This is a genomic window from Hymenobacter wooponensis, from assembly GCF_004745865.1.
GTDB classification, from domain to species: Bacteria; Bacteroidota; Bacteroidia; order Cytophagales; family Hymenobacteraceae; genus Hymenobacter; species Hymenobacter wooponensis.
Genome location: NZ_SRKZ01000008.1, coordinates 137952 through 159301 on the forward strand (window position 1 = coordinate 137952; position 21350 = coordinate 159301).

Annotated in this window: 16 protein-coding genes; 4 read left to right on the forward strand and 12 right to left on the reverse strand. The window is 62.8% G+C overall.

Annotated features, from left to right (window positions below):
• Positions 1–2: 2 nt before the first annotated feature.
• Positions 3–734, reverse strand: coding sequence for an SDR family NAD(P)-dependent oxidoreductase (locus EU557_RS23030; protein ID WP_135532837.1), 732 nt, complete (start codon positions 732–734; stop codon positions 3–5).
• Positions 735–892: 158 nt separating this feature from the next.
• Between EU557_RS23030 and EU557_RS23035 the strand changes: the two genes are divergently transcribed.
• Complete coding sequence (locus tag EU557_RS23035; protein ID WP_135532838.1) at positions 893–1261, forward strand: winged helix-turn-helix transcriptional regulator; 369 nt, start codon at positions 893–895, stop codon at positions 1259–1261.
• Between the two features lie 564 nt (positions 1262–1825).
• On the opposite strand, the gene EU557_RS23040 is transcribed toward EU557_RS23035, so the two are convergent.
• The 4 genes from EU557_RS23040 to EU557_RS23055 all read right to left on the reverse strand — a co-directional run bounded on the left by EU557_RS23040 (position 1826) and on the right by EU557_RS23055 (position 6515).
• Positions 1826–2044 carry a hypothetical protein gene (locus EU557_RS23040; RefSeq protein ID WP_135532839.1) on the reverse strand — a complete coding sequence of 73 codons (219 nt, stop codon included), beginning with the start codon at positions 2042–2044 and terminating at the stop codon, positions 1826–1828.
• Positions 2045–2160: 116 nt separating this feature from the next.
• The gene (locus EU557_RS23045) at positions 2161–4518 is read right to left on the reverse strand and encodes an ABC transporter permease (RefSeq protein WP_135532840.1); all 2358 of its coding nucleotides are present in this window, start codon (positions 4516–4518) and stop codon (positions 2161–2163) included.
• Between the two features lie 20 nt (positions 4519–4538).
• Positions 4539–5222: an ABC transporter ATP-binding protein gene (locus EU557_RS23050; RefSeq protein ID WP_135532841.1), complete on the reverse strand. Its 684-nt coding sequence runs from the start codon at positions 5220–5222 to the stop codon at positions 4539–4541.
• Between the two features lie 33 nt (positions 5223–5255).
• A complete protein-coding gene (locus EU557_RS23055; protein WP_135532842.1) occupies positions 5256–6515 on the reverse strand; it encodes an efflux RND transporter periplasmic adaptor subunit in 1260 nt (419 codons plus the stop codon).
• 305 nt (positions 6516–6820) lie between these two features.
• On the opposite strand from EU557_RS23055, the gene EU557_RS23060 reads away from it, so the two are divergent.
• On the forward strand, positions 6821–8194 hold the full coding sequence (locus EU557_RS23060; protein ID WP_135532843.1) for a sigma-54-dependent transcriptional regulator: 1374 nt from the start codon (positions 6821–6823) through the stop codon (positions 8192–8194).
• Positions 8184–9539, forward strand: coding sequence for a sensor histidine kinase (locus EU557_RS23065; protein WP_135532844.1), 1356 nt, complete (start codon positions 8184–8186; stop codon positions 9537–9539). The genes EU557_RS23060 and EU557_RS23065 overlap by 11 nt, the downstream gene beginning before the upstream one ends.
• Before the next feature lie 419 nt (positions 9540–9958).
• Here the strand turns inward: EU557_RS23065 and EU557_RS25745 are convergent, their stop codons facing one another.
• The 4 genes from EU557_RS25745 to EU557_RS23080 form a co-directional block, all read right to left on the reverse strand.
• Positions 9959–10138 carry an alpha/beta fold hydrolase gene (locus EU557_RS25745; RefSeq protein ID WP_210116114.1) on the reverse strand — a complete coding sequence of 60 codons (180 nt, stop codon included), beginning with the start codon at positions 10136–10138 and terminating at the stop codon, positions 9959–9961.
• A gap of 318 nt (positions 10139–10456) precedes the next feature.
• Positions 10457–10708: an alpha/beta fold hydrolase gene (locus EU557_RS25750; protein WP_210116115.1), complete on the reverse strand. Its 252-nt coding sequence runs from the start codon at positions 10706–10708 to the stop codon at positions 10457–10459.
• A gap of 198 nt (positions 10709–10906) precedes the next feature.
• Positions 10907–11029, reverse strand: coding sequence for a hypothetical protein (locus tag EU557_RS26150; RefSeq protein ID WP_425351974.1), 123 nt, complete (start codon positions 11027–11029; stop codon positions 10907–10909).
• Between the two features lie 490 nt (positions 11030–11519).
• A complete protein-coding gene (locus tag EU557_RS23080; protein ID WP_135532845.1) occupies positions 11520–12209 on the reverse strand; it encodes a response regulator transcription factor in 690 nt (229 codons plus the stop codon).
• Between the two features lie 851 nt (positions 12210–13060).
• Here EU557_RS23080 and EU557_RS23085 point away from each other — a divergent pair.
• A complete protein-coding gene (locus EU557_RS23085) occupies positions 13061–13504 on the forward strand; it encodes a hypothetical protein (RefSeq protein WP_135532846.1) in 444 nt (147 codons plus the stop codon).
• Between the two features lie 925 nt (positions 13505–14429).
• On the opposite strand, the gene EU557_RS23090 is transcribed toward EU557_RS23085, so the two are convergent.
• The 3 genes from EU557_RS23090 to EU557_RS23100 all read right to left on the reverse strand — a co-directional run bounded on the left by EU557_RS23090 (position 14430) and on the right by EU557_RS23100 (position 21220).
• The gene (locus tag EU557_RS23090; RefSeq protein ID WP_135532847.1) at positions 14430–16304 is read right to left on the reverse strand and encodes a beta-N-acetylhexosaminidase; all 1875 of its coding nucleotides are present in this window, start codon (positions 16302–16304) and stop codon (positions 14430–14432) included.
• Between the two features lie 239 nt (positions 16305–16543).
• The gene (locus EU557_RS23095) at positions 16544–18118 is read right to left on the reverse strand and encodes a SusD/RagB family nutrient-binding outer membrane lipoprotein (protein WP_135532848.1); all 1575 of its coding nucleotides are present in this window, start codon (positions 18116–18118) and stop codon (positions 16544–16546) included.
• 33 nt (positions 18119–18151) lie between these two features.
• The gene (locus tag EU557_RS23100; RefSeq protein ID WP_135532849.1) at positions 18152–21220 is read right to left on the reverse strand and encodes a SusC/RagA family TonB-linked outer membrane protein; all 3069 of its coding nucleotides are present in this window, start codon (positions 21218–21220) and stop codon (positions 18152–18154) included.
• Positions 21221–21350: the final 130 nt, after the last annotated feature.

The following is a 21350-nucleotide window of genomic DNA, read 5'->3' on the forward strand; positions in this document are numbered from 1 at the left end:
TCCTAAATCTGGCCCATGCCGCCGTCGACGAAGAGTTCGATGCCGTTGATAAAACTGGCGTCCGCCGAAGCCAGGAACAGGGCAGTGGCCGCCACTTCTTCGGGGTGCCCCATTTGCCCGCGCGGAATCAAGGGGGCGACTTGGGCCTTGAACTCCGAACCGGCCGCCGCCATCATGGGCGTATCAATCACGCCCGGACTCAGCAGGTTGACCCGAATGTGACGATCCTGCAAGTCCACCAGCCAGCCCCGAACGAAGGCCCGGAGCGCGGCTTTGCTGGCGCTGTACACGCTGTTGGCGGCATACCCCTTGATGGAGGCCATCGACCCATTGAGCACAATGGCGCCGCGCGCCGCCAACAAAGGCAGGGCTTTTTGCACCGTGAAGAGCGTACCACGTACGTTCAGGTCAAAGATGCCGTCGAAGAAGTCTTCGGTAATCTCCCCCAGTTTGCCAAAGCCGGCCGTCCCCGCGCTGGCGAACAACACGTCAATTTTGCCTTTTTCCTGCCGCACCGTCGCGTAGAGGCGGTCGAGGTCGGCCAGGTTGGCCGCGTCACCCAGCACCCCCGTCACGTTGCGGCCGATGAGTTGCAGGGCTTCGTCGAGCTTCTCCTGGGTACGGCCGGTGATGAAGACGTAGGCTCCTTGGTCCACGAATAATTTGGCGGTGGCCAGCGCTAGCCCCGACGTACCACCCGTAATAACTGCTACTTTTCCAGTGAGCTTTTCCATGATTTTCGGTTGCTTGTTTGCGTTATTCACGGCGCAAAATTCCACCGCGTGATCAGAGCTGGCAAGTAGGGAGAAGTTATTCAGCCCCCGATACTTTTCGCGCCTAGGGCGGATTTCATCCCTATTCTCCTGCCCACTTTCCCTTAACTAGCTTCCCGATGTACCAGAAGAAAATTGCCAACACGTTGAATTGCGGCTCCGTGCTCACCAAGGAAGTGCTGCACGGCAAATGGAAGTCCACCCTGCTCGCGGGCATTGCCCAGGGCATCCAGCGGCCCAGTGCCCTGCACCGCATGATTCCCAGCGCCAGCCGGCGCGTGCTCAACGTGCAGCTGAGCGAGCTGGAGTACCACGGCTTAATTAGCAAAACCATCTTCCCCGAATTGCCGCCCCGAGTAGAGTATCAGCTCACGGACCTGGGACGGAGCCTGCTGCCGGTGATTGACGTGATGGAGCAATGGGGCAACGCCCATCGCCCGGAGTTGGAACAGGTGCTGGCCGTGAGTTTAGCCGAACTGCCCAGTTAGCCCCTCCAGCCGCCCCTACCGTACGAGCAGTGAGGTGGTCTAGCTAGCGAGCCTACTTTAGTCGGCCACTTGGCTGCTTATCCTGCTGCCCTGGTTGCCACAGTATTGACGCCCGAGAACACCCCGAGTTGGACCGCGCCTTCTCGCAGCCACCAAGTAAGTCCGGGCTGCCGATGCGGTCCGTAGCCGAGCTTAAGCAGTACCGAACGCAAGTTCAGCCCCGCCCCAGCGCCGGAGTCAACGCCCTTGCCCGTCAATGCTTGGTTTAGCCGGCATCAGGCTGTTTCACAAGCGGACATTCAGTTGGAGCCGCCTCGCTCCAGCTCAGCGTGTTAGAGAAGCCCACGAATCACTGGGCCTACTATACCGACCTATTGATGCTCCGCAACTAGGGGCACTTACTGCCCTTTTTCCGGGCACTACATAAGGAGGCGCTGCAAAGCAAACTGCGCTGGATCGAGCCTAAAACGGATTAGCACTGCGTCATAGCCCATTGGCTTGAAGAATAGTAGGACAAGCTAGCGGATCTCAAGAGGAAGTCTAGAGTAGGAACAGAAAATATGGCTAGGCCAATTCGTTGAGCGACGCCTCCCGATTAGTTAGGGTACGCACCAAGCGGAGTTGCCCCGCTGCAATGGCTTCGGCCAGGGTGAAGCCGTAGCAGCCCAGCATATTGACGTATTCATGCAGCAACGGCGAGAGGCGCGCTACCTCGTCCAGGCTCAGGACTCCTTCAGTTTCTTGCCGCTGCGCCAGCGCTGCTGCCAAAAGCGGGGGTTTCACAGCACCAGCAAGTCCTAATGCCCTAACTGGTTTTCCATGCCCTCACGATATCGCTGGCGCAACTCCCCTGCCCGGCAAGAAAGGGGAGTTGCGCCAGAATGCGCCGACGGTAGGTATCACTCGGCCCGCAGGCTCAGCACGGGGTTGCGGCGGGCCGCCCGCCAGGCCTGCACGCTTACGGTGAGCCAGGCAATAAGTAGGGCCCCTAGGCCGGCCGCTGCGAAGTACCACCACTGCCATGCCACGCGGTAGGCAAAGCCCTCCAGCCACCGCTCCATGAGCAGGTAGCTCAGGGGCAGCGCCAGGACGATGGCCACGACGACCAGCCAAGTCAGGCTGCTGGTCAACAGCCAGACAATGCCCAACTCGCTCGCCCCCAAGGCCTTGCGGATGCCGATTTCCTTGCGCCGTCGCTCGGCCGTGAAGGCCGCCAGTCCCAGCAGGCCTAGAGCAGAAATAAGGATGGCCAGCCCGGCGAAGTAGCGGGCGAGCACCGCCACCCGCCGCTCGGCGACGTACTGGGCCTGGTAGTCGGCATCCAGAAACGTGTAATCGAGCGGAAAGCCGGGGCTGTAGGCGGCGTACAGTTGCTGCAGCCGCGCAATCGTGGCCTGCTCCGCGCCCGGCTGGAGCTTCGCTAACACCGTGTTAATCGTGGGGTCGAGTTTGAGGAGCAGGGGTTTGATTTTTTCGTGCAGGGACTCGTAGTGAAAGTCGCGGACCACGCCCACGATGCGGGCCCCGTCGAGCTGTTGGCCCACGGGGTCCGGCATCCCTAGGCCAGCCACCAGGGCCTGGTTTACGATGATGGCAGCGCTGTCGGCGCGGAACTGCGGCGCAAAGCTGCGGCCGGCTACCAGGTGCAGGCCCATCGTTTCCAACAGGTCGTAGTTGACCAGCATCGTCCCTACTGGCAGGCGCTTACCCCGCCAGCTCATCTCCTCCACGTGGCGCCCCCCCAGGAAGCCGCCCAAGACGGTAGACGCCTGCACGACGCCGGGCAATTTCTTCACCTCGGCCAGAAACGCCGCCTGCTGGCGCGCCGCCCGGCCCGCCGTCTCAAAGCGGAGCACGTGGGCTTTATCGTAGCCCAGCGGCTGGTGCTGCACAAACGCCAGCTGCGCGTTGACCACTACCACGGCCACGATGAAGAGCACCGAGAGCGTGAATTGCAGCACGACCAAACCCTGCCGCGTCCATACGTCGCCGGCCTTGGTCGGCAGTTTGCCCTTCAGCACGGCTGCCGGCTGGAAACCTGATAGGTAGAACGCGGGGTAGCTGCCCGCCAGCAGCCCCGTACCTAGCGCCAGGGCCAGGCCGGCCCCCACCAGTTGCGGCTCCCACCGCAAGACCAGCGGCTTGCCCGTCAGCTCGCTGAACTGCGGGAGCACGAGCTGGACTAGCCCTACGGCCACGACCAGGGCCAGCAAGGCCATTACCACGGACTCGGTTAGGTACTGCCCCACCAGCGCGGCGCGGCTCGCCCCCAGGGCCTTGCGAATGCCCACTTCCTTTACCCGCCGCGAGGCCTTGGCGGTGAATAGGTTCATGAAATTGATGCTGGCAATCACCAGAATGAGCCCGGCAATCAGGGCCAGCAGCCGCACGTAGGTAATGCGCCCCCCGGTGGCGACGCCGTTTTCGTAGGTGCCGTGCAGGTACCCCGCCGCGAACGGCCGCACGAACAGCGTACGCCCCTGGGCCTGGGCCTGCGCGCTTTTGGTTTTCAACAACCCCGCCAGCTTGGCTTGAAACTGCGCGGGGTCGGCCCCCTCCTTCAAGGCTAAGTAGGTGTTGAAGGGGCCTTCGTCGTCCCACTTGATGGTCTCGTTCATGTGCATCAGGTCCTTGAACGAGGCAAAGGGCAGCACGCAGTCAAACTGCTCCGACGAGTTGCGGGGCACCCCGGCAAACACCCCGGCCACTAGGCAGGTCTGTTTTAGGTCGGCCATTTGCCATTCCACGGCTTTGCCCAGGCTATTCTGCGGCGACCGAAAAAGCTTGGTTGCCAGAGCTTCGGAGAGTACAATCCCATTTTTATCTCGCAGTACCGTGGCGGGAGTGCCCACCAGCAGGGGGTAGGAAAACAGCTGGAAGAAGGCGGGGTCCGCGTATTTGGGGGCGGCATCCAGGTGCTGGCCGCCCGCCACCAGCGTGAACCCGGGGAAGAATGGTACCGGCGTGGTGGTGGCCACCAATTCAATCTCCGGCATTTCCCGCCGCAGGGCTTCGGCCAGCAGCGGCATCGTACCGCCTTGGGTCTCGATGCCGGCGGCGGTGCGGCGGTTTTCCAGCACCTGGTAGAGCCGGCCGTCCAGGGCGTGGTAGCGGTCGAAGCTGCGCTCGTCGCTTATCCAGAGGTAGATGAGCAGCGCGCCGGCCAGGCCGGTCGAGAGGCCAATCAGGTTGATGAAGAACGTGCTTTTGAACCGCTTAAAGTTGCGGTAGAGGAGCAGCAGGGGGTAGGGAAGCATGGCCGAAGGGGGAGAATCGGTTAGAACTGGTTGCGGCTGTTTTCCAGCACTACCTGCCCGTCGAGCAGGCGGATAACGCGCCGGGCGTACCGGGCATCGTGCTCGGAGTGCGTGACCATGAGCACGGTGGTGCCCGTCTCGTTCAGCTCGGTTAGCAGGCCCAGCACGTCGTGGCCGCTGGCCGAGTCGAGGTTGCCGGTGGGCTCGTCGGCCAGCAGCAGCGGCGGGGCGTTCACCACGGCGCGGGCCACGGCCACGCGCTGCTGCTGCCCACCCGAGAGCTGCAGCGGAAAGTGGTTGCGCCGGTGCAGCAGCTGCATTTTCTCCAGCACCTGCTCTACCCGCTGCCGCCGCTCGGCGGCCCCCACGCCGAGGTAGCGCAGGGGCAGCTCCACGTTCTCAAACACCGTCAGCTCGTCAATCAGGTTGAAGCTCTGAAACACGAAGCCCAGGCTGCGCTTGCGCAGCTCGGCCCGCTGGCGCTCCGAGTAGCGGCTGGTTTCGGTGCCCAGCAGTTGCAGGCTGCCGCCGTCGGGCTCGTCAAGCAGGCCCAGCAGGTTGAGCAGCGTCGATTTGCCGCAGCCTGAGGGGCCCATGATGGCCACAAACTCCCCCTGCTCTACCGTCAGCGAGACGTGGTTCAGCGCCTTGGTTTGCACCTCCTCGGTGCGGTACACCTTTTCCAGGTTTTCGGTCTTAATCATGCGTTTCATGCTTTACTAGTCAATTTTAACTACCTAGGGGCGGCCATTATCCAGCACCAGCTCCTGCTGGTCGGCGTAGCCTTCGTAGCTGGAAGTCACGACTTGGTCGCCGGGCTGCAGGCCCGCCAGCACTTCATAATAATCAGGGTTCTGCCGCCCGAGCCGGATGGCCACCCGCTGGGCCCGGGTGCCGTCGGCCGCCAGCTTGAACGCCCAGTTGCCCACGGTTTGCTGGTAAAAGCCGCCTTTAGGCAGCAGCACCGCCGGGGCCTTCGCGCTCAGCGCTAAGCGGATGGGCAAGGTCTGGCCGCGCCGCAGGCCCGGGGGCGCGGTACCGGTAAAGGCCAAGTCGATTTGCACACCTTTAGCGACTTGCGCGAAGATTTTGGTCACCCGCAAGGCATACGCCTGGCCCTCCACCACCACTTCGCCCACCTGACCGGCCGCGATGCGCGCAATGTAAAACTCGTCCACCGCGGCGTGCAGTTTCACGCCCGCCAGCGCGTCAATCTGCCCTAGGCGCTGGCCCCGGGTTTTGACCTCGCCCACTTCCGCCGCCAGCGAGCTGAGTTGCCCGCCGACCGGAGCCCGCAGCAGCAGGTCGTCCATCTTGCGCCGCATCAGGGCCAGGTTGCTGGTCATGCGCCGTACCGACTCCTGCATGGTGCCCAGCTGCTGCTGCATGGCCACCGAATCCTGGCGCAGGGCCTGCCGCGTGAGCTGTCGCCGGCGTAGCTGGTAGCGGTAGGCGTTCTGGCTCTGCAAGTATTCTTGCCGCGCAATCGCCTTCAGGTCGTAGAGCACCTGGTTGGTGTCGAATACCCGCCGGGCCTCGGCCAGCTGGAAGTCGATGTCAGCCAGCTGATTTTGGCGCAGGATGCGGTTTTGCAGCAGCTGGGTTCGGGTGTTGCGCAGGTTGTTCATCAGGTCGTACACGGCCGTTTCGCGGTTTACCATTTCCAGCTGCAGGTCGGGGTTGGCCAGTTGGAGCAGGGGCTGGCCCGCCGTTAGGGTCGCGCCTTCTTCCACCAGCACCTGCTGCACCGTGCCGGCCTCCGCCGCGTCGAGGTACACGGTGCGCAGCGGCTGGACCACCCCGTCGATGGCCGTGAACTCCTGAAAGTTGCCCCGCGTGACGGGGCTGATGGTCAGCCGGCTGGCCGCGACGTGCCGCCCCTGGCCCGGCCTAGGCCAGTAGATACCGGCCGCGCCCGTGCCGGCCAGCACCAGGGCTCCCAGCCACCACCAGCGGGCTACAAACGACCACTTTTTTTTCGGTATCAAGATATCCATTTGGTTCGGCGCAGAAACTAACAGCAAGAAACTAGTGACCGGAGGGCCCAAGAACGGTGCCGTTGCCATAAATACTTGCTAATCAGCCGCCTGAATCGAAAGCCCAGGAGAAAGCTGTTGCCAAACGTCCGGTTTTGCTACAATTAACCGTTCGGTTCTGATACAGTCCGAAGCAGTTGCCAGACTGGAGAACAGCCTGGCTGACTGAAAACCAGTATTTTCCCAGGCCTGCACGGTTTATGTGGCCGGGGTTGGGACGGGTGCCCGCCAGCCCCGACTTTTACAGTTTACCAAGCCCCTTTTTCATGAATCTGAAGCATGCCCGCATCCTGGTGGTAGACGACGAGCCCGATGTGCTGTTCGCCCTCAAGCTGCTACTCAAAACCGAGGTGCGGGAAGTGGTGACGGAGAAAAACCCGGAGCTGCTGCTCTCCCTGCTTCGCCAGCAGCATTTCGACGCCGTGCTGCTCGACATGAACTACCGCAGCGGTCAGGCGACCGGCAACGAGGGCTTCTACTGGCTGGGCCGCATTCTGGAGCACGACCCCACCACAGCCGTTATCCTGATTACGGCCTATGGCGACGTGCGCACGGCGGTCCGCGCCCTTAAAGCCGGCGCCACCGACTTTCTGCTTAAGCCCTGGCACAACGAACAGCTGCTGCAAACGCTGACCGCCGCCCTTCAACCTAAACCCGGCAACAAAAGCGGAGGTAGCCCGAAAAAAGTAGTCGGGCCGGCCGCCACTACTGCCTTGCTGGGTGAGTCAGCCGCCATGCAGGAAGTCCGAGCCATCATTGAAAAGGTCGCCCCGACCGAGGCCAACGTGCTGCTGCTGGGCGAGAACGGCACGGGAAAAGAGCTGGTCGCCAAATCCCTGCACGAGCAGTCGCGCCGCGCCGCCCGGCCTTTCGTGGCCGCCGACGTGGCCGCGCTCAGCGAGGGGTTGTTTGAAAGCGAGCTGTTCGGGCACACCAAGGGCGCGTTCACGGATGCCCAGGCCAGCCGCGTGGGCCGGTTGGAGGCGGCCGCCGGCGGAACCCTGTTTCTGGATGAGATTGGCAACATTGGCCTGCCGCAGCAAGCCAAGCTGCTCACGGCCTTGCAAAATCGCCAGGTGGTGCCCGTGGGGAGCAATACCCCCATACCGGTAGATATCCGGCTGTTGTCGGCCACCAACGCCCCGTTGCACGCTCTGGTAGCCCGCGGTGCTTTCCGCCAGGACTTGATGTACCGCCTCAATACGGTCGAAATCACGCTGCCGCCCCTGCGCGAACGGGCCGACGACGTGCAGCTGCTGGCCCAGCACTTCGCCCAGGTGTACGCGGCCCGCAACCGGCAACCCGTACCGGAATTCAGCGCTGCCGCCCTGCGCAAGCTCCGGGAGCACGCTTGGCCCGGCAACGTGCGGGAGCTGCAGCACGCCGTGGAGCGGGCCATTATCCTGGGGACAGGTCCCGTGCTGCTGCCGGCTGATTTCTTGTTTCGGGACCCCGAATCGACGGCGGCTGCCGCAGCAGCGGCGACCGGGGCGGAGCAGCCGCTGCCGTTGCTGGAAGTAGAAAAAAACACCATTCAGCAGGCCATTGAGCGCCACCGGGGCAACCTCACCAAAGCGGCCAAGGAGCTGGGCCTCACCCGCACGGCCCTCTACCGTCGGCTCGACAAGCATGATATTTAAGAGTCTGGACGTGCGCCTGCTGGGACGGTTGGTACTGCTGGTGGCCTCGCTGGCCGGGGGCGGATACGCTGCGCAGCACCACGCCTACGGGCTGGCCCTGGGGGGCCTAGTGCTGGTAGTAGTGCTGGTCCTAGACCTGACCCGCTACCTGACGCGCGGCCAGCGGGCCCTGGCCGACTTTACCCTGGCCCTCCAGTACCGCGACTTTTCGCGGGAGTACCCGGCGCAGTCCGGCCCGGCGGCGCTGCGGCCCTTCCATGAGGCCTTCAACCAGGTCAACGCCACGTTTCGGGAGCTGCGGGCCGAGCAGGAAGGGCAATTTCAGTACCTGCAAACCATCCTGGCCCTGCTCGATACCGGCATCGTCTCCTACGACGCGGCGGGCACCGTGGCCTGGGTGAACGAGGCGTTCAAACAGCTGCTGCACCTGCCCTACTTGAAAAATATTCGGGCGCTGCAAGCCCGGCAGCCAGTTCTGTACGAGGCCATCTGCCGGGCGGTGCCCGGCCAGCCCGCGGTGGTAAAACTGACGGTGGGCCTCCAAACGGTGCAGCTGCTCGTGTCGGCTACCCAGTTCAAGCTCCGCGGCGAAGCCTTTACCCTCCTAGCCTTTAAAAATGTGAGCCAGACCCTGGCCGATGCCGAAACGGCCGCCTGGCAGCAGCTGCTGCGGGTGATGACGCACGAAATCATGAACTCAGTTGCCCCCATCGCTTCGCTGGCGGATTCGTTGGGCCGCCACGTGCAGCGCGGCCGGCAGCCGGAAGTTCCCGGTGAGCTGCTCGACGACGTGGGCACCGGCATTCGCATCATCCAGCAGCGCAGCGAAGGGCTGCTGCGCTTCGCCCAGGTGTACCGCAACTTTAGCAACCTGGCCTCGCCGCAGCGCACCACCCTCTACGTGCAGGAACTGCTCCAGACCACCCGGCAGCTGCTGGCGGAGCAGCTGGCCGCGCAAGGCATTGCGATTACCCTCAGCATCCGGCCCGCGCACCTCACCCTGCACGCCGATGGCCATCTGCTGGAGCAGGTGCTCATTAATCTGGTGCTCAATGCGGCGCAGGCACTCACCCAAACCCCCACCCCTCGCCTTAGCCTGCGGGCCTGGCCCGATGAACAGCAGCGGGTGGTCATCGAGGTGAAGGACAACGGGAGTGGCATTCCCGCCGACGTGCTGGACAGCATCTTTATTCCGTTTTTCACCACCCGACCCCACGGCTCCGGGATTGGGCTGAGCCTGGCCAAGCAAATCATGCAGCTGCACCAGGGTAGCATCCAGGTCCATTCCGTAGCGGGGGCGGGCAGCACGTTTCAGCTCTGGTTTCCTTCTTCGGTTACCCATTAGAGTACTATTCTGCTGGGAACGGCTTTGGTTAAGCGGACGAGGTGGCCGCGGCAGTTGCTTTTCTGGCGGCCACCGAAGCCTCCTATATTACCGGCGTTGACCGGCCGGCGGTTAAACGCCGCTGTAAGATGCTCGGGGATGCGCGCAACCTGTTGACTAACCTATTGGGCATCCCCGACCACAATATCCCAAGTCGGGCACGAGGTGCCGCCGGCGACCGGCCACCCGCCCTCATCTTGCGGGTGGTTGCCCGCTTGGTGTTGCGCCCCTGTGTTGCGGCAGTTAGCCGTAGCCTCTTGTCCGCTTACGCACGCGCCTTGCAGCTCTCCATCACAAGGTCCCCACGAAGCCGAGAGGCACCCCGCCGCTATTACTCACCGCACGTATTCTAGAAGATGCGCAACAACGGCGCGGGCTACTTATTCTGGTGCCTCCCGATGAGGAAAATGGCCAATTCCTGCCAGCAGAAGCCGCCGATAGCCAGCGGTGAAGTACTGCTGCTGCCCTTCCGATTCCTGGGGGCCATCACAGGCGTCGGCGTCACCTTGCACCATGAGGGTGGGCACGGATAGGGATTCCGTAGCCAGCAGCTGTTGCACTAACGCTGCGTAGCGGTGGTCTGTGGCCTCTGTTGCTAGCCACCGGGCCCGATAGGCATTGAGCGTAATAGCCGCCCAGTATGGCCCAAGGAAGCTGGCGGCCGTGGCGGCAAACTCCGCCTCGTCCTACCAGCCCGGGGGGCTCCACGTGTGACAGTGGATGTGCGCAAAACCTACCGGGTCTTCTCGTACGGCGTTCGCGCCGGCCTCGGTGCACATAAACCACTGGTACCAGAACAAGCGCGCTTGCGCAAAATCGGGCAGCGAAAAACGGCCCCGGGGTTGGTAGGCCAGCGCCAGGGCCGTAATAGCCGTGATTCATTCCGGAAAAAGGGCCGCCAGCTTGTAGGCCACCCGCGCCCCCCGGTCGTGTCCCACCACGCCCACTTGCGCTACGCGCAGGGCATTCAGCAAATCCACGGCATCCTGGGCCAGCGCCACGCCGGAGCCCACGCGGGGGGTATGCGGGTCGAGAAACCGGGTGGGGGCCGTTCCGCGCAGCGCGGGGATGATCGTGCGAAAGCCGGCTTCTTGCAGGCGCCGGGCTACGACCTGCCAGCCCCGGGGCATCCGGCCCTCCGTGCAATATCAGCACGGCGGGCCCCGTAGCGGGTCCGCCTTCTTCGTAGGCAATATCGAGCAGATCGGTGCGAATTGACAGCATGGAGTAGCCAGTAGCGTGGGGGGTGTGTGGGCTTAGAGGAGGCCGGTATAGTAACAGCAGCTGGCCTAGGCGGTTGTCCTGTTGCTTGCTGGGCAGTTGATACGTTAAAACGACTCGCCCAACGAAAGCTGGTTGTCCGCCTGGGTACTTGGCACGCCCGCTTTCTGGTAGTCTCCCACGCGCTTTTCAAAGAAGGTGATTTTGCCCTGCAGCGAAATCATCTCCATAAAGTCGAAGGGGTTAGTGACGTGGTAGAGCGGGGCATACCCGAGCGATACTAGCAGGGGGCGGCTACAAACTTGATGGACTGGCTTGTGGCGTTCATGCCACGTAGGCTCACGGGCAGCGCGTCGGTTATGAGCTCCTGCTCAGTGGTCAGGTCCTCGCCGTTGCCGGGCCGTTGCGGCGCTCCTGCTTGAGCGCCGCAACGGCCTCCTCCTGCCCCCCGATGTTACCTAAACGCTATAAGTGCTGTTCGTCGGCCGGCGGTTCCAGGCGCGTGCCGTGGGTCAAACGCAGGATAAACGCCACCATCTGCTGGCGGGAGGCCGGGGTCTGGAGAGAAAAAAGCGGGGGTAACATCGCTCCCTCCGAGCGAATAATGCGCCGGATTTTCGCCTTAATTTGTTCTTTAGCAAGGCCTTACCGCAGATTTTCAGGAAAAGTGAACAGCTCTTGTCCGATACAATGCAACTTAGTACTGGGGCCGGTTGCCCATCAGTTGACCAGCCCTTGCTGCAGGGCATAGCGCACGAGCGTTGCCGTATTACGCGTGCCCGTTTTCTCCAGCAGGCGCTCCCGGTACGTTTCCACGGTGCGTTTACTGGTCAACAGCTGCGCCGCGATTTCAGCGTTGGTGTAGCCCAGCACCAGCAGGTGCAACACCTGGTGCTCGCGGGCCGAGAGCGTCCCGTGTTCAGCAGGCTGCCGGCTGGCCGCAGCAGCCGGCTGCGGGGAGAAGGGCGCCGGCAGTGCGGGGAGAGCGGTGGCCGCGGGCAGCTGCCGCAGGGCCTGCAGGCCGCGCTCCGGGCTGAGGTACGGCCGGCCAGCGGCCACTAGGCGCAGCGCCAGCAGGAGTTCCTCGTGGGTGCTCGTTTTGTCGATATAGCCCGAGGCCCCGGCGGTAAAGATGGCGGCCACCAGGGCCGGCGTCGCTTCGGTGGAGAGCACCAAGACGCGCGGGGCCGCGGGACCAGCTGGCAGCTGGGTTAGCAGCGTCAGGACGTCCTGCCCGGGCATGATCCGGTCGAGCACGACGACCTCGGCGGGGGAGTGCGCCAGCCACTCCAGTACTTGTGCTCCCGTGCTTACCTCGCCGGCCACGCACAGGTCGGGCTGCTGAGCCACCAGCAGGCGCATCCCTATTCGTGCCACGGGATGATCATCGGCTAACAGAATTCGAATCATAGCAGACCGCAAGACGAAAGGATATTCGCTTTTACGTGGGGCCAGGTTACTGTACTCCCACGCGAGCGCTAAGGTTGGCGATAATAATACGTATCTAATCCAGGGCTTCCTCCACGCAAGTGAGGAAGCGGGGATTGCCCGGCCAGGGATTGGCAACGGACTGGTTTATTCGTTTCTTGTCGGGCAACATCTCCCCTTCTTCGTTAAAGCGGCAGGTGTACTACACCTGGTTATCCGCGCACGATGCCACCATCAAAGGTATCTACCAAGTAGGTAGCCCAACCCGCAGCTCGCCAAGCTGCCTACTGTGACGGATAGTCAAGGATGGCTACAACTTTTGAAGGGTGAATTTTCCGTAGTTGACGAGCTACGTCTTTGGGGATCTGCAAGACCCGGTAGGTGTCTTGGGCTACTAGTACAAGGCGGCGCTTGCGGCGTTCGACTTTCCTCAAGCAGGAACAATTAATCGGCGTGTCTTTCTGAAAGCTCCACCGCATCGGATCTGCCCAGGCCCCTCCCACTAACGCGTCGCCACCCAGGGCACATAATATTTTTGATATAAAACGGAGATCTTGTTTGCTAATATCAGCATCAGCGGGCTGGGCTGGCAAGCCATGGGGCCGAGTCAAGCGCTCAGCTACGTGGTGGAGCGCTACCGGCTGGATTATCCGAAGGAGGGGGAGCGGGTCAGCCGTGAGGTGGTAGATCACTGCGGGCACCGAGCGCGGGGGCGGCCACAATAGCGCCTTGGCAGGGGTGGGTTCCGGGCTACGCTTCCCCCGCATGCAACCATTTTAGCCCTGAAGGAATCTACGAGGCAGCTAGCTCTCGCTTTCCTCACCCCTCTGACTATGCGCCTTGTATTTGTACTCTTGATGGTAGGCAGCCTTATGAGTTGTCAAAAAGACAGTACCGCTGCTTCGGCGGCGGCGTTGCTGCCGGGCGATTGGTACCAGCAAAGCGTGACGTTCTACCACTACGACCTGGAGGGGCGCCTGCGCAGTGAGCAAACCAGCCCGTCTGGCCCCCATAATAAGCTGATGGTAACCGACAGCACGATTGCTTACTACAGCGATATCAGCAGTGGTCCCGGCCCAGGTCCCACGCCCGGTCAGTGGGTGGTGCGCCGCTACTCGCTGCAGGGTGACACCATCCGCTATGTGAATGATGGTCGGCCCGAGGTGATTAAGGAGATTTCCGCCCATCGCCTCGTCCTGCATCATCCCGGCAGAGCCGCCATTACCCCTGGCTTTAGTACGGGCTATAGTGAGCACGACGCGACCTATACCCGCTAGCTCTACCAGTACGTAGCTAGCTTGATTGCTCGAACAGCGCAGCTCTGAGTTCATAATCAAAAGCCCCGGCCTGCTAGTCGGGGCTTTTTGCTCCTAGTGAGTCAGCGTTTTTTGTGAGTATAAATGTATATCCGAAGATATGCGGCGGGTTCAGGCGCTAGCCAGCACCCGAGGCGATCTACGAATGATCCAGGAGCTGAGGGAGCAAGCCTAAGCCGCCAGCTGCTGCCCCACACCATATTCTCGGCGCAGTTTACGGCATCAACAAGCTGTAAATGAACTACTTACACGCCATGCATCGTTAACGGGGCAAGGAGTTATAGTATGGTAAGGCGGATTCCCGTAGGAGGGGCCCCGGTTTACCTTTTCATGAAATCACTGCCCGGGATGGGTGTTGCTGCGCTCCGTATGGGCATCCTTGCCCCAAGCTTGCCCGTGGGAATGGTTAGCGTAGGGGGCGACGCCAGCGGGAGGCGTCGCCCCTCGTCTATTAAGGCCCGTAGCTGTCCTGCCTGAGTGGCCAGCCTGCATACCACGCGAACGCCAGCCGGTCGTACGTTAAACTGGGCCAGCTGATTAGCCGTTGGGCTACCCCTACCCTGGATGCTGCGCAGCCCCACCCCGACACCGTCTTCGTCAGCTTCACGGTGGGCCCCTCCGGCGGCGTGCTTCAAGGGCAAATTCAACACTAAGCCACTTCCGCCAGCGCTGCTACCCCTAATCAGGCGGAAGATGCCGTGCTGTGGGCCGTAAAAGACCTGCCTCGGCTGCACCCCGGCCGCATCAACGGAAAGCCCGTGGCGGTGCGGTGCGCATTCACGTGGCCGTGCCAGTAACCCGGCCATAGTAACGCCCCGAAGCCGCCCCAGCCGTTGCTCCCGCGGCGCCGGACAGGGAGGCTGGTGTATACCTCTCCAAGGTAGCCCTACTGGACGAGCAGCTCCGCCGGTGGACTTTTCCGGCCATTCGGCGCGATTGTGACGGCGCGCACCGTGAGCTGGCGGCCCTGGGGCACGTCGAAAGGCTTGGTGTACAGCTCCGTAGTTTCGTCGGGCAGCTTGCCATCCAGGGTGTACCGGATCTGGGCGCCCGGCACCAGGGAGCGCAGGGTAAACTGGGCCTTGCCGCCCTGCGCCACTAGGTTGGCGCTGTCCAGGCCCAGCGGCTCGGGAACTCGGTAGTTGACCTTTTTAGCATCCAGACGGGCAAAGTGCTGGCTCATGCGGGGCAGGAATGCGGCGTAGCTTTTGCGGGCGGCGGGGGTCCAGGCTACCTCCGAAACCGCCAGCAGCCGCGGGAAGAGCATGTATTCCACCTTCTGCGGGGTGGTGATGTACTCGGTCCACATGTTGGCCTGGGGGCCGAGAATGTGCTTCTGCTCGTCCGGCGTCAGCTCCTTGGGCAGGGGGTTGTAGTTGTAGATTCTGTCCAGGGGCAGGTAGCCACCAATCATTAGGGGCTCAAAGGGGCTGTGGGGCCGGGGGTTCTGGCCGTAGTCAATGTACATGTTCGTGGTGGGGGTCATCACCACATCGTGGCCGGCCCGGGCCGCCTCAATGCCCCCCTTCTCGCCCCGCCAGCTCATCACGGCCGCACTCGTCGGAATGCCGCCCTCCAGAATTTCGTCCCAGCCGATCAGCTTTTTCCCCTTGCTGGCCAGAAACTGCTCGATGCGGCGGTTAAACCAGCCCTGCACTTTCTCCACGTCCGTGATGCCCTCGCGCCGCATAATGTCCTGCACCGCCGCGCTCTCCTTCCACCGGGTCTTAGGGGCTTCGTCCCCGCCGATATGGACGTAGGGCCCGGGAAACAGGGCGCTGACCTCGGTTAGCACGTCCTCAAAAAAGCGGAAGGTAGGCTCCGTGGGGCACACAATGTCCTCGTTCACGCCCCACATGGTCCAGGTTTCGTAGGGGCCGGGCTTGCAGGCCAGCTCGGGGTAGGCGGCCAGAATAGCCACCGAGTGGCCCGGCATTTCAATTTCCGGCACCACCGTAATGTAGCGCTGCTGGGCGTAGGCCACCACCTCCCGGATCTGCGCCTGGGTGTAGAAGCCCCCGTACGGAGTGGCGTCGTACTTGAAATCCTCGGGCTTTTTGAACGTCTGCTGGGCGCCGATCAGAGTTTCCTTGCGGAAGGCGCTTACCTGCGTGAGCTTGGGGTACTTTTTGATTTCAATGCGCCACCCCTGATCGTCGGTGAGGTGCCAGTGAAAGGTATTCAGCTTGTAAGCGGCCAGCAAGTCAAGGTAGCGCTTCAGGAACTCCACGGGAAAGAAGTGGCGGCACACGTCCAGCATGGCCCCCCGCCAGCGAAAGGCCGGCTCGTCGGCAATGCGCACGTAGGGCACGCGCGCGGTGGCCGCGGGCCGCGGGGGCAGCAGCTGCAGCAGGGTCTGGGCTCCGTAGAACAGACCGGCCCCACCCGGGGCCGTAATCCCGATGCCGTCCGGCCCCACGGCTACCTGGTAGCCCTCCGGGGTGGGGGCTACCCGGGCCGTTACCAGCCTGATCTGCGCGCCTTGGCGGTTGGTCGTCAGGGTAGCGGTTTTACCCAGCGCCGCCAGAAAGCCCTGCAGCAGGCCCGCGACGTTGCGCTCATCGGCGCTGACGGCGTAGATGTTGATTTTCTGGGGCAGGGCGTAGGTCCCGGCCGACATCTTCACTTCGCGGGGCAGGGGAATCAGGCCCAATTGCTGGGCGGGCGTCTCCGCCAGCTGGGCCGCGGCCGACTGCCCGAGCAACAGCAGGGCCGATAATAGAAGGAAAACACGAGCAGAAAGAGCGAAGTTGAAGGGCATGAATAGTTCTAGTAGGAAAAGAAAAACCGCATGTGAATCTACAGCACGTCCTGCTGCGCCCCGCAATGTAGCCTTACTCCCTTCCCAATTCAGGGGATGCGCAGAAGTAAGGCGGCAGTGCCGGGGCGCAGCAGGACCCTTTTAGTTGTAGGCATTTAGCATTGACCCTCGAATGCAGGCTTCATGCACTCGTTCCACTGGCCTAACGCCCGGCGGGAGCTGAACTTTACGTGAGAAGCTTATTTGTCCCACCACACGCGGCCGGTGAGGTTGTCGCCCCCGGGGACGGCGCCACTGGCGGCCCGGTAGTTGTCGGGGTTGCTGGTGATTTCCGACGTGGGGTAGGGAAACCGGCGCGGAATCTGGCCGTTGGTGGCATTGTTGGGATACATCACCGGGGCCAGGTTCGGGAAGCCCGTCCGGCGCCAGTTCGACCACGATTCGTAGAAGTCCAGCATGGTGTTGGTCAACACCCAGTACTGAGTATTGATCTGCTCCAGGCCCCGGCTGGCATTGTAGGGGTTCGCGGCGACGTAGGCGCTGGCTTCCGCCGGCGTAATGGTCAGCGCCGGGTCATACTGGCCTAGGTAGGTCATAGCGGCCGTCACGCCGTTGGTGTAGTGCTGGGTGGCGCTGCCCAGGCCCCAGCGCTGGGCGGCTTCGGCCAGCAGCAGCTCGGTCTCGGCGTAAGTCATCACGAAGGTGGGGCCGTTGCGCTTGATCATGCCCGGGCTGGGCGACGAGTAATCCGGAAAGGCGGTATAGTTCGGCTCAGTTGACACGTCGTAGGCCGGCCGGCCGCTCAGGTCCCGGCCGTTGGGCAAGCCCTTTTGCACGGCGGGCGCCGTCAGGGGAGCCGCGTTCTGGGTTTTGCTGGTGGGCGTCAGGTAGAGCTGGGTCACGGCTATTTTCGCCAGCCGCGGGTCGTTGTTGTTTTTCAGGTAGTCAATGAAGGTCTTCGACCACTTCACGTAATAGTGCTCCTGGCCCCCGTCGCCGAGCAGCACCTGGCTGTTGCGGTTCTGGGTGGCGCGGCCCCCGGCAATGTCGTGCGGAACGAGGGCATTGTCCTGGTTGCTCTGCAGGGTTTTGCCCTGCACCTGCGTGGCATACGTGCGGGCAGTGGCTTCATTGACCTTGGTCAGGCGCATGGCCAGGCGCAGCAGCACGGAGTTGCCCAGGCGCTGCCACTGCGCAATGTTGCCTTTGTAGAATACGTCCCCCACCGGCGCGTCGGCGGCCGGGTCGAGGGCCGCGGTGGCCTCACTTACTTCCTTGAGCAAGTCGGCGTAAATGGCTTCCTGCTTGTCGTACTGGGGCGTGATGATGTTCTGGTAGTAGCCCTGGCCCGCCTGCGAGTAGGGCACATCCCCGTAGAGGTCGGTGAGGCGCTCCATCACCAGCACGCGCATAATGCGGGCTATCTGGTGCAGGTTTTTGTAGGCGTCCTTCCCCTGGGTGGAGGCCACCAGGTCGGTGACGGGCTTTACCTGCTCGCTGTAGCTTTTTTCCCAGTAGGCGGCCGTGTAGCCCTCGTTGAGCAGGTACTTGTCGCCGCCCCAGTAGCTGACTACCGTGGCGAGGCCCTGCATCATGGTGCCGCAGTAAATGAGGTTGCCGCGCCACGTTTCATAGGCAAAGTCGGTGCTGCCGGTGTACGTGAGCTGGGTTTGGGTCAGCACGTAGTTGGGGTTGAACGAGGCCTGACTGTAGGTCGTGGGGTTGGTGTTGATGTCCTCGAAGTTGTCGGTGCAGCCGCCGGCCAGCAGCAGGGCGCCCACCAGCACGGCGGGTTTGGAGAGTATATTTTTCATGGAGCTTTACGGTAGGATGGAGGGCAAAGGACCCTAGAACTTCGCGCTTAGGTTGAGGCCGTAGGTCCGGAACGGCGGCACGCCGCCCAGCTCCAGGCCCTGGGAGAAGGCGTTGTAGCTGCCCTCGGGGTCAATGTTGTCGGCCAGGCGCCGGATGAAAAACAGGTTCCGGGCCACCAGGCTCAGGCTCAGGCGCTGAATCTTGCCCCCCAGCAGCGGGCTGCCAAAGGCGTAGCCCAGCGTCACCTGCCGCAGCTTGATAAAGCCGGCGTCCTGCACGAACTGGCTGGAGACGTTGTTGGCCAGGGTGCTGTAGTAGGTGGCGGCATCCAGGTTGCTCGGCCCGAAGGTCCCTTCCCGGTTTGCCAGGGTTTGCTTGTGCAGCCCGAAGATGGTGCCGTAGTAATCCGTGGCCGAGAAAATCTTGGCCCCAAACTTCCCGTCAATCAGCACGCCCAGGTTCAGGCGCTTGTAGGTGAAATCATTGCTCCAGCCCCCAGTCCAGGGGTGAAAGGCGGTGCCGAAGGAAGTCAGCTCGCCGCGGGCCGGCACCCCGTTGGGGGTCAGCACCACGTTGCCCTCCCCGTCGCGCTGGTAGTCGTAGGCCAGGATCTGCCCGAACGGCTTGCCCACCAGCTGCCCCACGAAGCCCACGCCTGAGCGCGAGGTAGCGTACACCGACTGCTGCTGGCCGGCCGCCAGCGAAATCACGGTGCTCTTGTTGTAGGCGGCGTTGAAGGAGGAGGTCCAGGTAAAGTTGGTGGTGCGCAGGGGCACCACGGTCAGCAGCATTTCCACGCCCTTGTTTTCCAGCTCGCCCGCGTTGAGCACGGCCCCCGAGTACCCCGACGTGATCGAGGCCGGCGTGTTCACAATCTCCTTCGATGACTTCTTCTTGTAGAAGGTAAGATCCAGCCGCAGGCGGTTTTGCAGGGCGGCCAGCTCCGTCCCAACTTCCACCTCCGTGGCCTGCGAGGCCACGAGTCGGCTATTAGGAATATTGGGGTCCGAGGGGCCCCCGAAGGGGAAGCCGGCCAGCGGAATCGAAGACAGGGAATAATTCAGCTGGGTGCGGTACGGGTCCGTGGCCTGCCCCACTCGCGAGTAGCCCGCCCGCACCTTGCCGAAGGACAGAAAGTCGGGCTTCCACAGCTCCGTAAACACGAAGGAGCCGCTGACGCCGGGGTAGGTGGTGCTGAGGTCATTGTCGAGGCCCGGCGTGGCCAGCGTGGAAAACCAGTCGCGGCGCACGGTAGCGGTCAGGAACAGGTACTCCTTGTAGGCCAGGTCCAGGGAGCCGTACACCGACTGCACCTCCAAGTCGCTGAACAGGGGCGCCACGGTCCGGGTGCGGGTGTTGCCCAGGGCATTGATGCCGAACACGGCAAAGTCGTCGCCCGAATTGCGGAAGCCCTCCAGCTTGGTGCGGCGGTAGCTGGTTCCCAGGTTCGGGGTGAAGCTGAACGCTTCGCCGACGGTAAACGTCTTGCCGGCCAGCAGGTCGGCGTTGAGGTCGGTGAACTGGGAGGTTATTTCCGTGATGCTGCCCGTGGGCCGGTAGGCCGTGCCCGAGGGCGTCACGTTGGTGATACGGTCGTTGTAAGCATCGCGCCCCGCCCGGCCCTGCAGAAACAGGCCGTTGTCGAGGGTGTAGCGCGCCGACACCGAGGAAATCAGCCGCTCCCGCCGGGTGTCATTGGCAAACTGATAGGCCGCAAAGTAGGGGTTGGTGTTGAAGGGGTTGCCCGTGTTGAAGGTCAATTCATTGCGGTCGGCCCCGGTACCGTTGCCGTTAGGCCCCTTTAGGGTGCGCACATCCAGGCTGGTGGGCAGAAAGGTGACGTTGAAGTTGGCGTTGCCGGCCCCGTCGGACAGGATGGGCCGGTTCTTGGCCTGCTCCAGAATGTAGTTGGCCCGTGCGTCGATGGTCAGGCGCTTGAAGGGGTCAAACGTGCCCACGAAATTGAACGTCTGGCGGTCGAGGCGGGAGTTGGGCACCACCGACTTGTTGTCCAGGTTGCTGGCCGACAGGCGCACGGAGCCGCCCGTGAAGCTCTTGTTGAAGGCCAGCGTGTTGGTAAAGCTGCTGCCGGTGCGGTAGAAGTTGGCCGTATTATCTTTTTGCGCCACGTAGGGCCGCGACGTGCCGTCGAACTGCACCACCTGCGAGCCGTCGAGGCGGGCGCCCCAGCTGGAGTTGCCCGCCTGCGCCGCCACGGTGGCCGAGGTGGGCTTGAGGTTGTTGGCGCCCTGCCCGTACTCGTACTGCCAGTCGGTGAGGGTAAACACCTGCTGGGCCACGTAGTTGCTGTTGAACTCCACGCCGTCGTTGCCCTTGGCGCTCTTGGTCGTGATCAGAATTACCCCGGCCTTGGCCCGGTAGCCGTACAGAGCCGAGGCCGCCGCCCCTTTGAGCACCGAAATGCTCTCAATGTCGTCGGGGTTGAGGTTGGAAATAGGGTCGCCGAAGTCGGGGGCGTTGTCGTACTGGCCGCCGCTGTTGCCGATGGTGGCCCCTGCCCCGCCGCTGGGCTGGCTTTCCACGGGCACCCCGTTGATAACGTAGAGCGGCTGGTTGGTCTGGTTCAGGCTGGAGGCGCCCCGAATGATGACGTTACTGGAAGAGCCCGGCCCCCCCGAGGTAGAGTTGACGTTCAGGCCGGCTACTTTGCCCACCAGGGAGTTGGCCACGTTCGTTTCCCGGGCCTGGGTCAGCGACTCCCCTTGGATTTCCGTCACGGAGTAGCCCAGGGCCTTGCGCTCCCGGGCTACCCCCAGGGCCGTGACGACCACCTCGTTCAAGCTCTGGGCGCTCTCCCGCAGGGTCACGTTGATGACGCGCTGGCCGGCCACGTTAATCGTTTGCGGATCGTAGCCGATGGAGGAAAACACCAGCGAGGCCGACTCCGCCACCTCCAGCGAAAACCGGCCGTCCGCGTCGGTGCTGATTCCCTGCTGGGTGCCCTGGGCCAGCACCGTAACGCCGGGCAGGGGCTGCCCTTTGCCGTCGGTCACGCGGCCGGTTACGGGAGCTGTTTGGGCCTGGGCCCAGCTTGCGGCGCTGAGTACACAGAAAAAGGTAAGCCTAGTAAATCTTTTCATAAACGTCGAATGAGATGTTTGGTGAGAAAAGCAGTAAGGCAATAGCCGCCCGATCGGCGACTTTCAACGGGCCTTACGGCCGGTGGCTCAGCAGGTAATGCGGCCCAGCTAGCCAGGGTGAGCAGGTAGA

Coding starts and splice junctions, on each gene's coding strand:
- EU557_RS23030 (WP_135532837.1), bottom strand. CDS start 734: ATGGAAAAGCTCACTGGAAAAGTAGCAGTTATTACGGGTGGTACGTCG.
- EU557_RS23035 (WP_135532838.1), top strand. CDS start 893: ATGTACCAGAAGAAAATTGCCAACACGTTGAATTGCGGCTCCGTGCTC.
- EU557_RS23045 (WP_135532840.1), bottom strand. CDS start 4,518: ATGCTTCCCTACCCCCTGCTGCTCCTCTACCGCAACTTTAAGCGGTTC.
- EU557_RS23050 (WP_135532841.1), bottom strand. CDS start 5,222: ATGATTAAGACCGAAAACCTGGAAAAGGTGTACCGCACCGAGGAGGTG.
- EU557_RS23055 (WP_135532842.1), bottom strand. CDS start 6,515: ATGGATATCTTGATACCGAAAAAAAAGTGGTCGTTTGTAGCCCGCTGG.
- EU557_RS23060 (WP_135532843.1), top strand. CDS start 6,821: ATGAATCTGAAGCATGCCCGCATCCTGGTGGTAGACGACGAGCCCGAT.
- EU557_RS23065 (WP_135532844.1), top strand. CDS start 8,184: ATGATATTTAAGAGTCTGGACGTGCGCCTGCTGGGACGGTTGGTACTG.
- EU557_RS25750 (WP_210116115.1), bottom strand. CDS start 10,708: ATGCCCCGGGGCTGGCAGGTCGTAGCCCGGCGCCTGCAAGAAGCCGGC.
- EU557_RS26150 (WP_425351974.1), bottom strand. CDS start 11,029: ATGGAGATGATTTCGCTGCAGGGCAAAATCACCTTCTTTGAAAAGCGC.
- EU557_RS23080 (WP_135532845.1), bottom strand. CDS start 12,209: ATGATTCGAATTCTGTTAGCCGATGATCATCCCGTGGCACGAATAGGG.
- EU557_RS23085 (WP_135532846.1), top strand. CDS start 13,061: ATGCGCCTTGTATTTGTACTCTTGATGGTAGGCAGCCTTATGAGTTGT.
- EU557_RS23090 (WP_135532847.1), bottom strand. CDS start 16,304: ATGCCCTTCAACTTCGCTCTTTCTGCTCGTGTTTTCCTTCTATTATCG.
- EU557_RS23095 (WP_135532848.1), bottom strand. CDS start 18,118: ATGAAAAATATACTCTCCAAACCCGCCGTGCTGGTGGGCGCCCTGCTG.
- EU557_RS23100 (WP_135532849.1), bottom strand. CDS start 21,220: ATGAAAAGATTTACTAGGCTTACCTTTTTCTGTGTACTCAGCGCCGCA.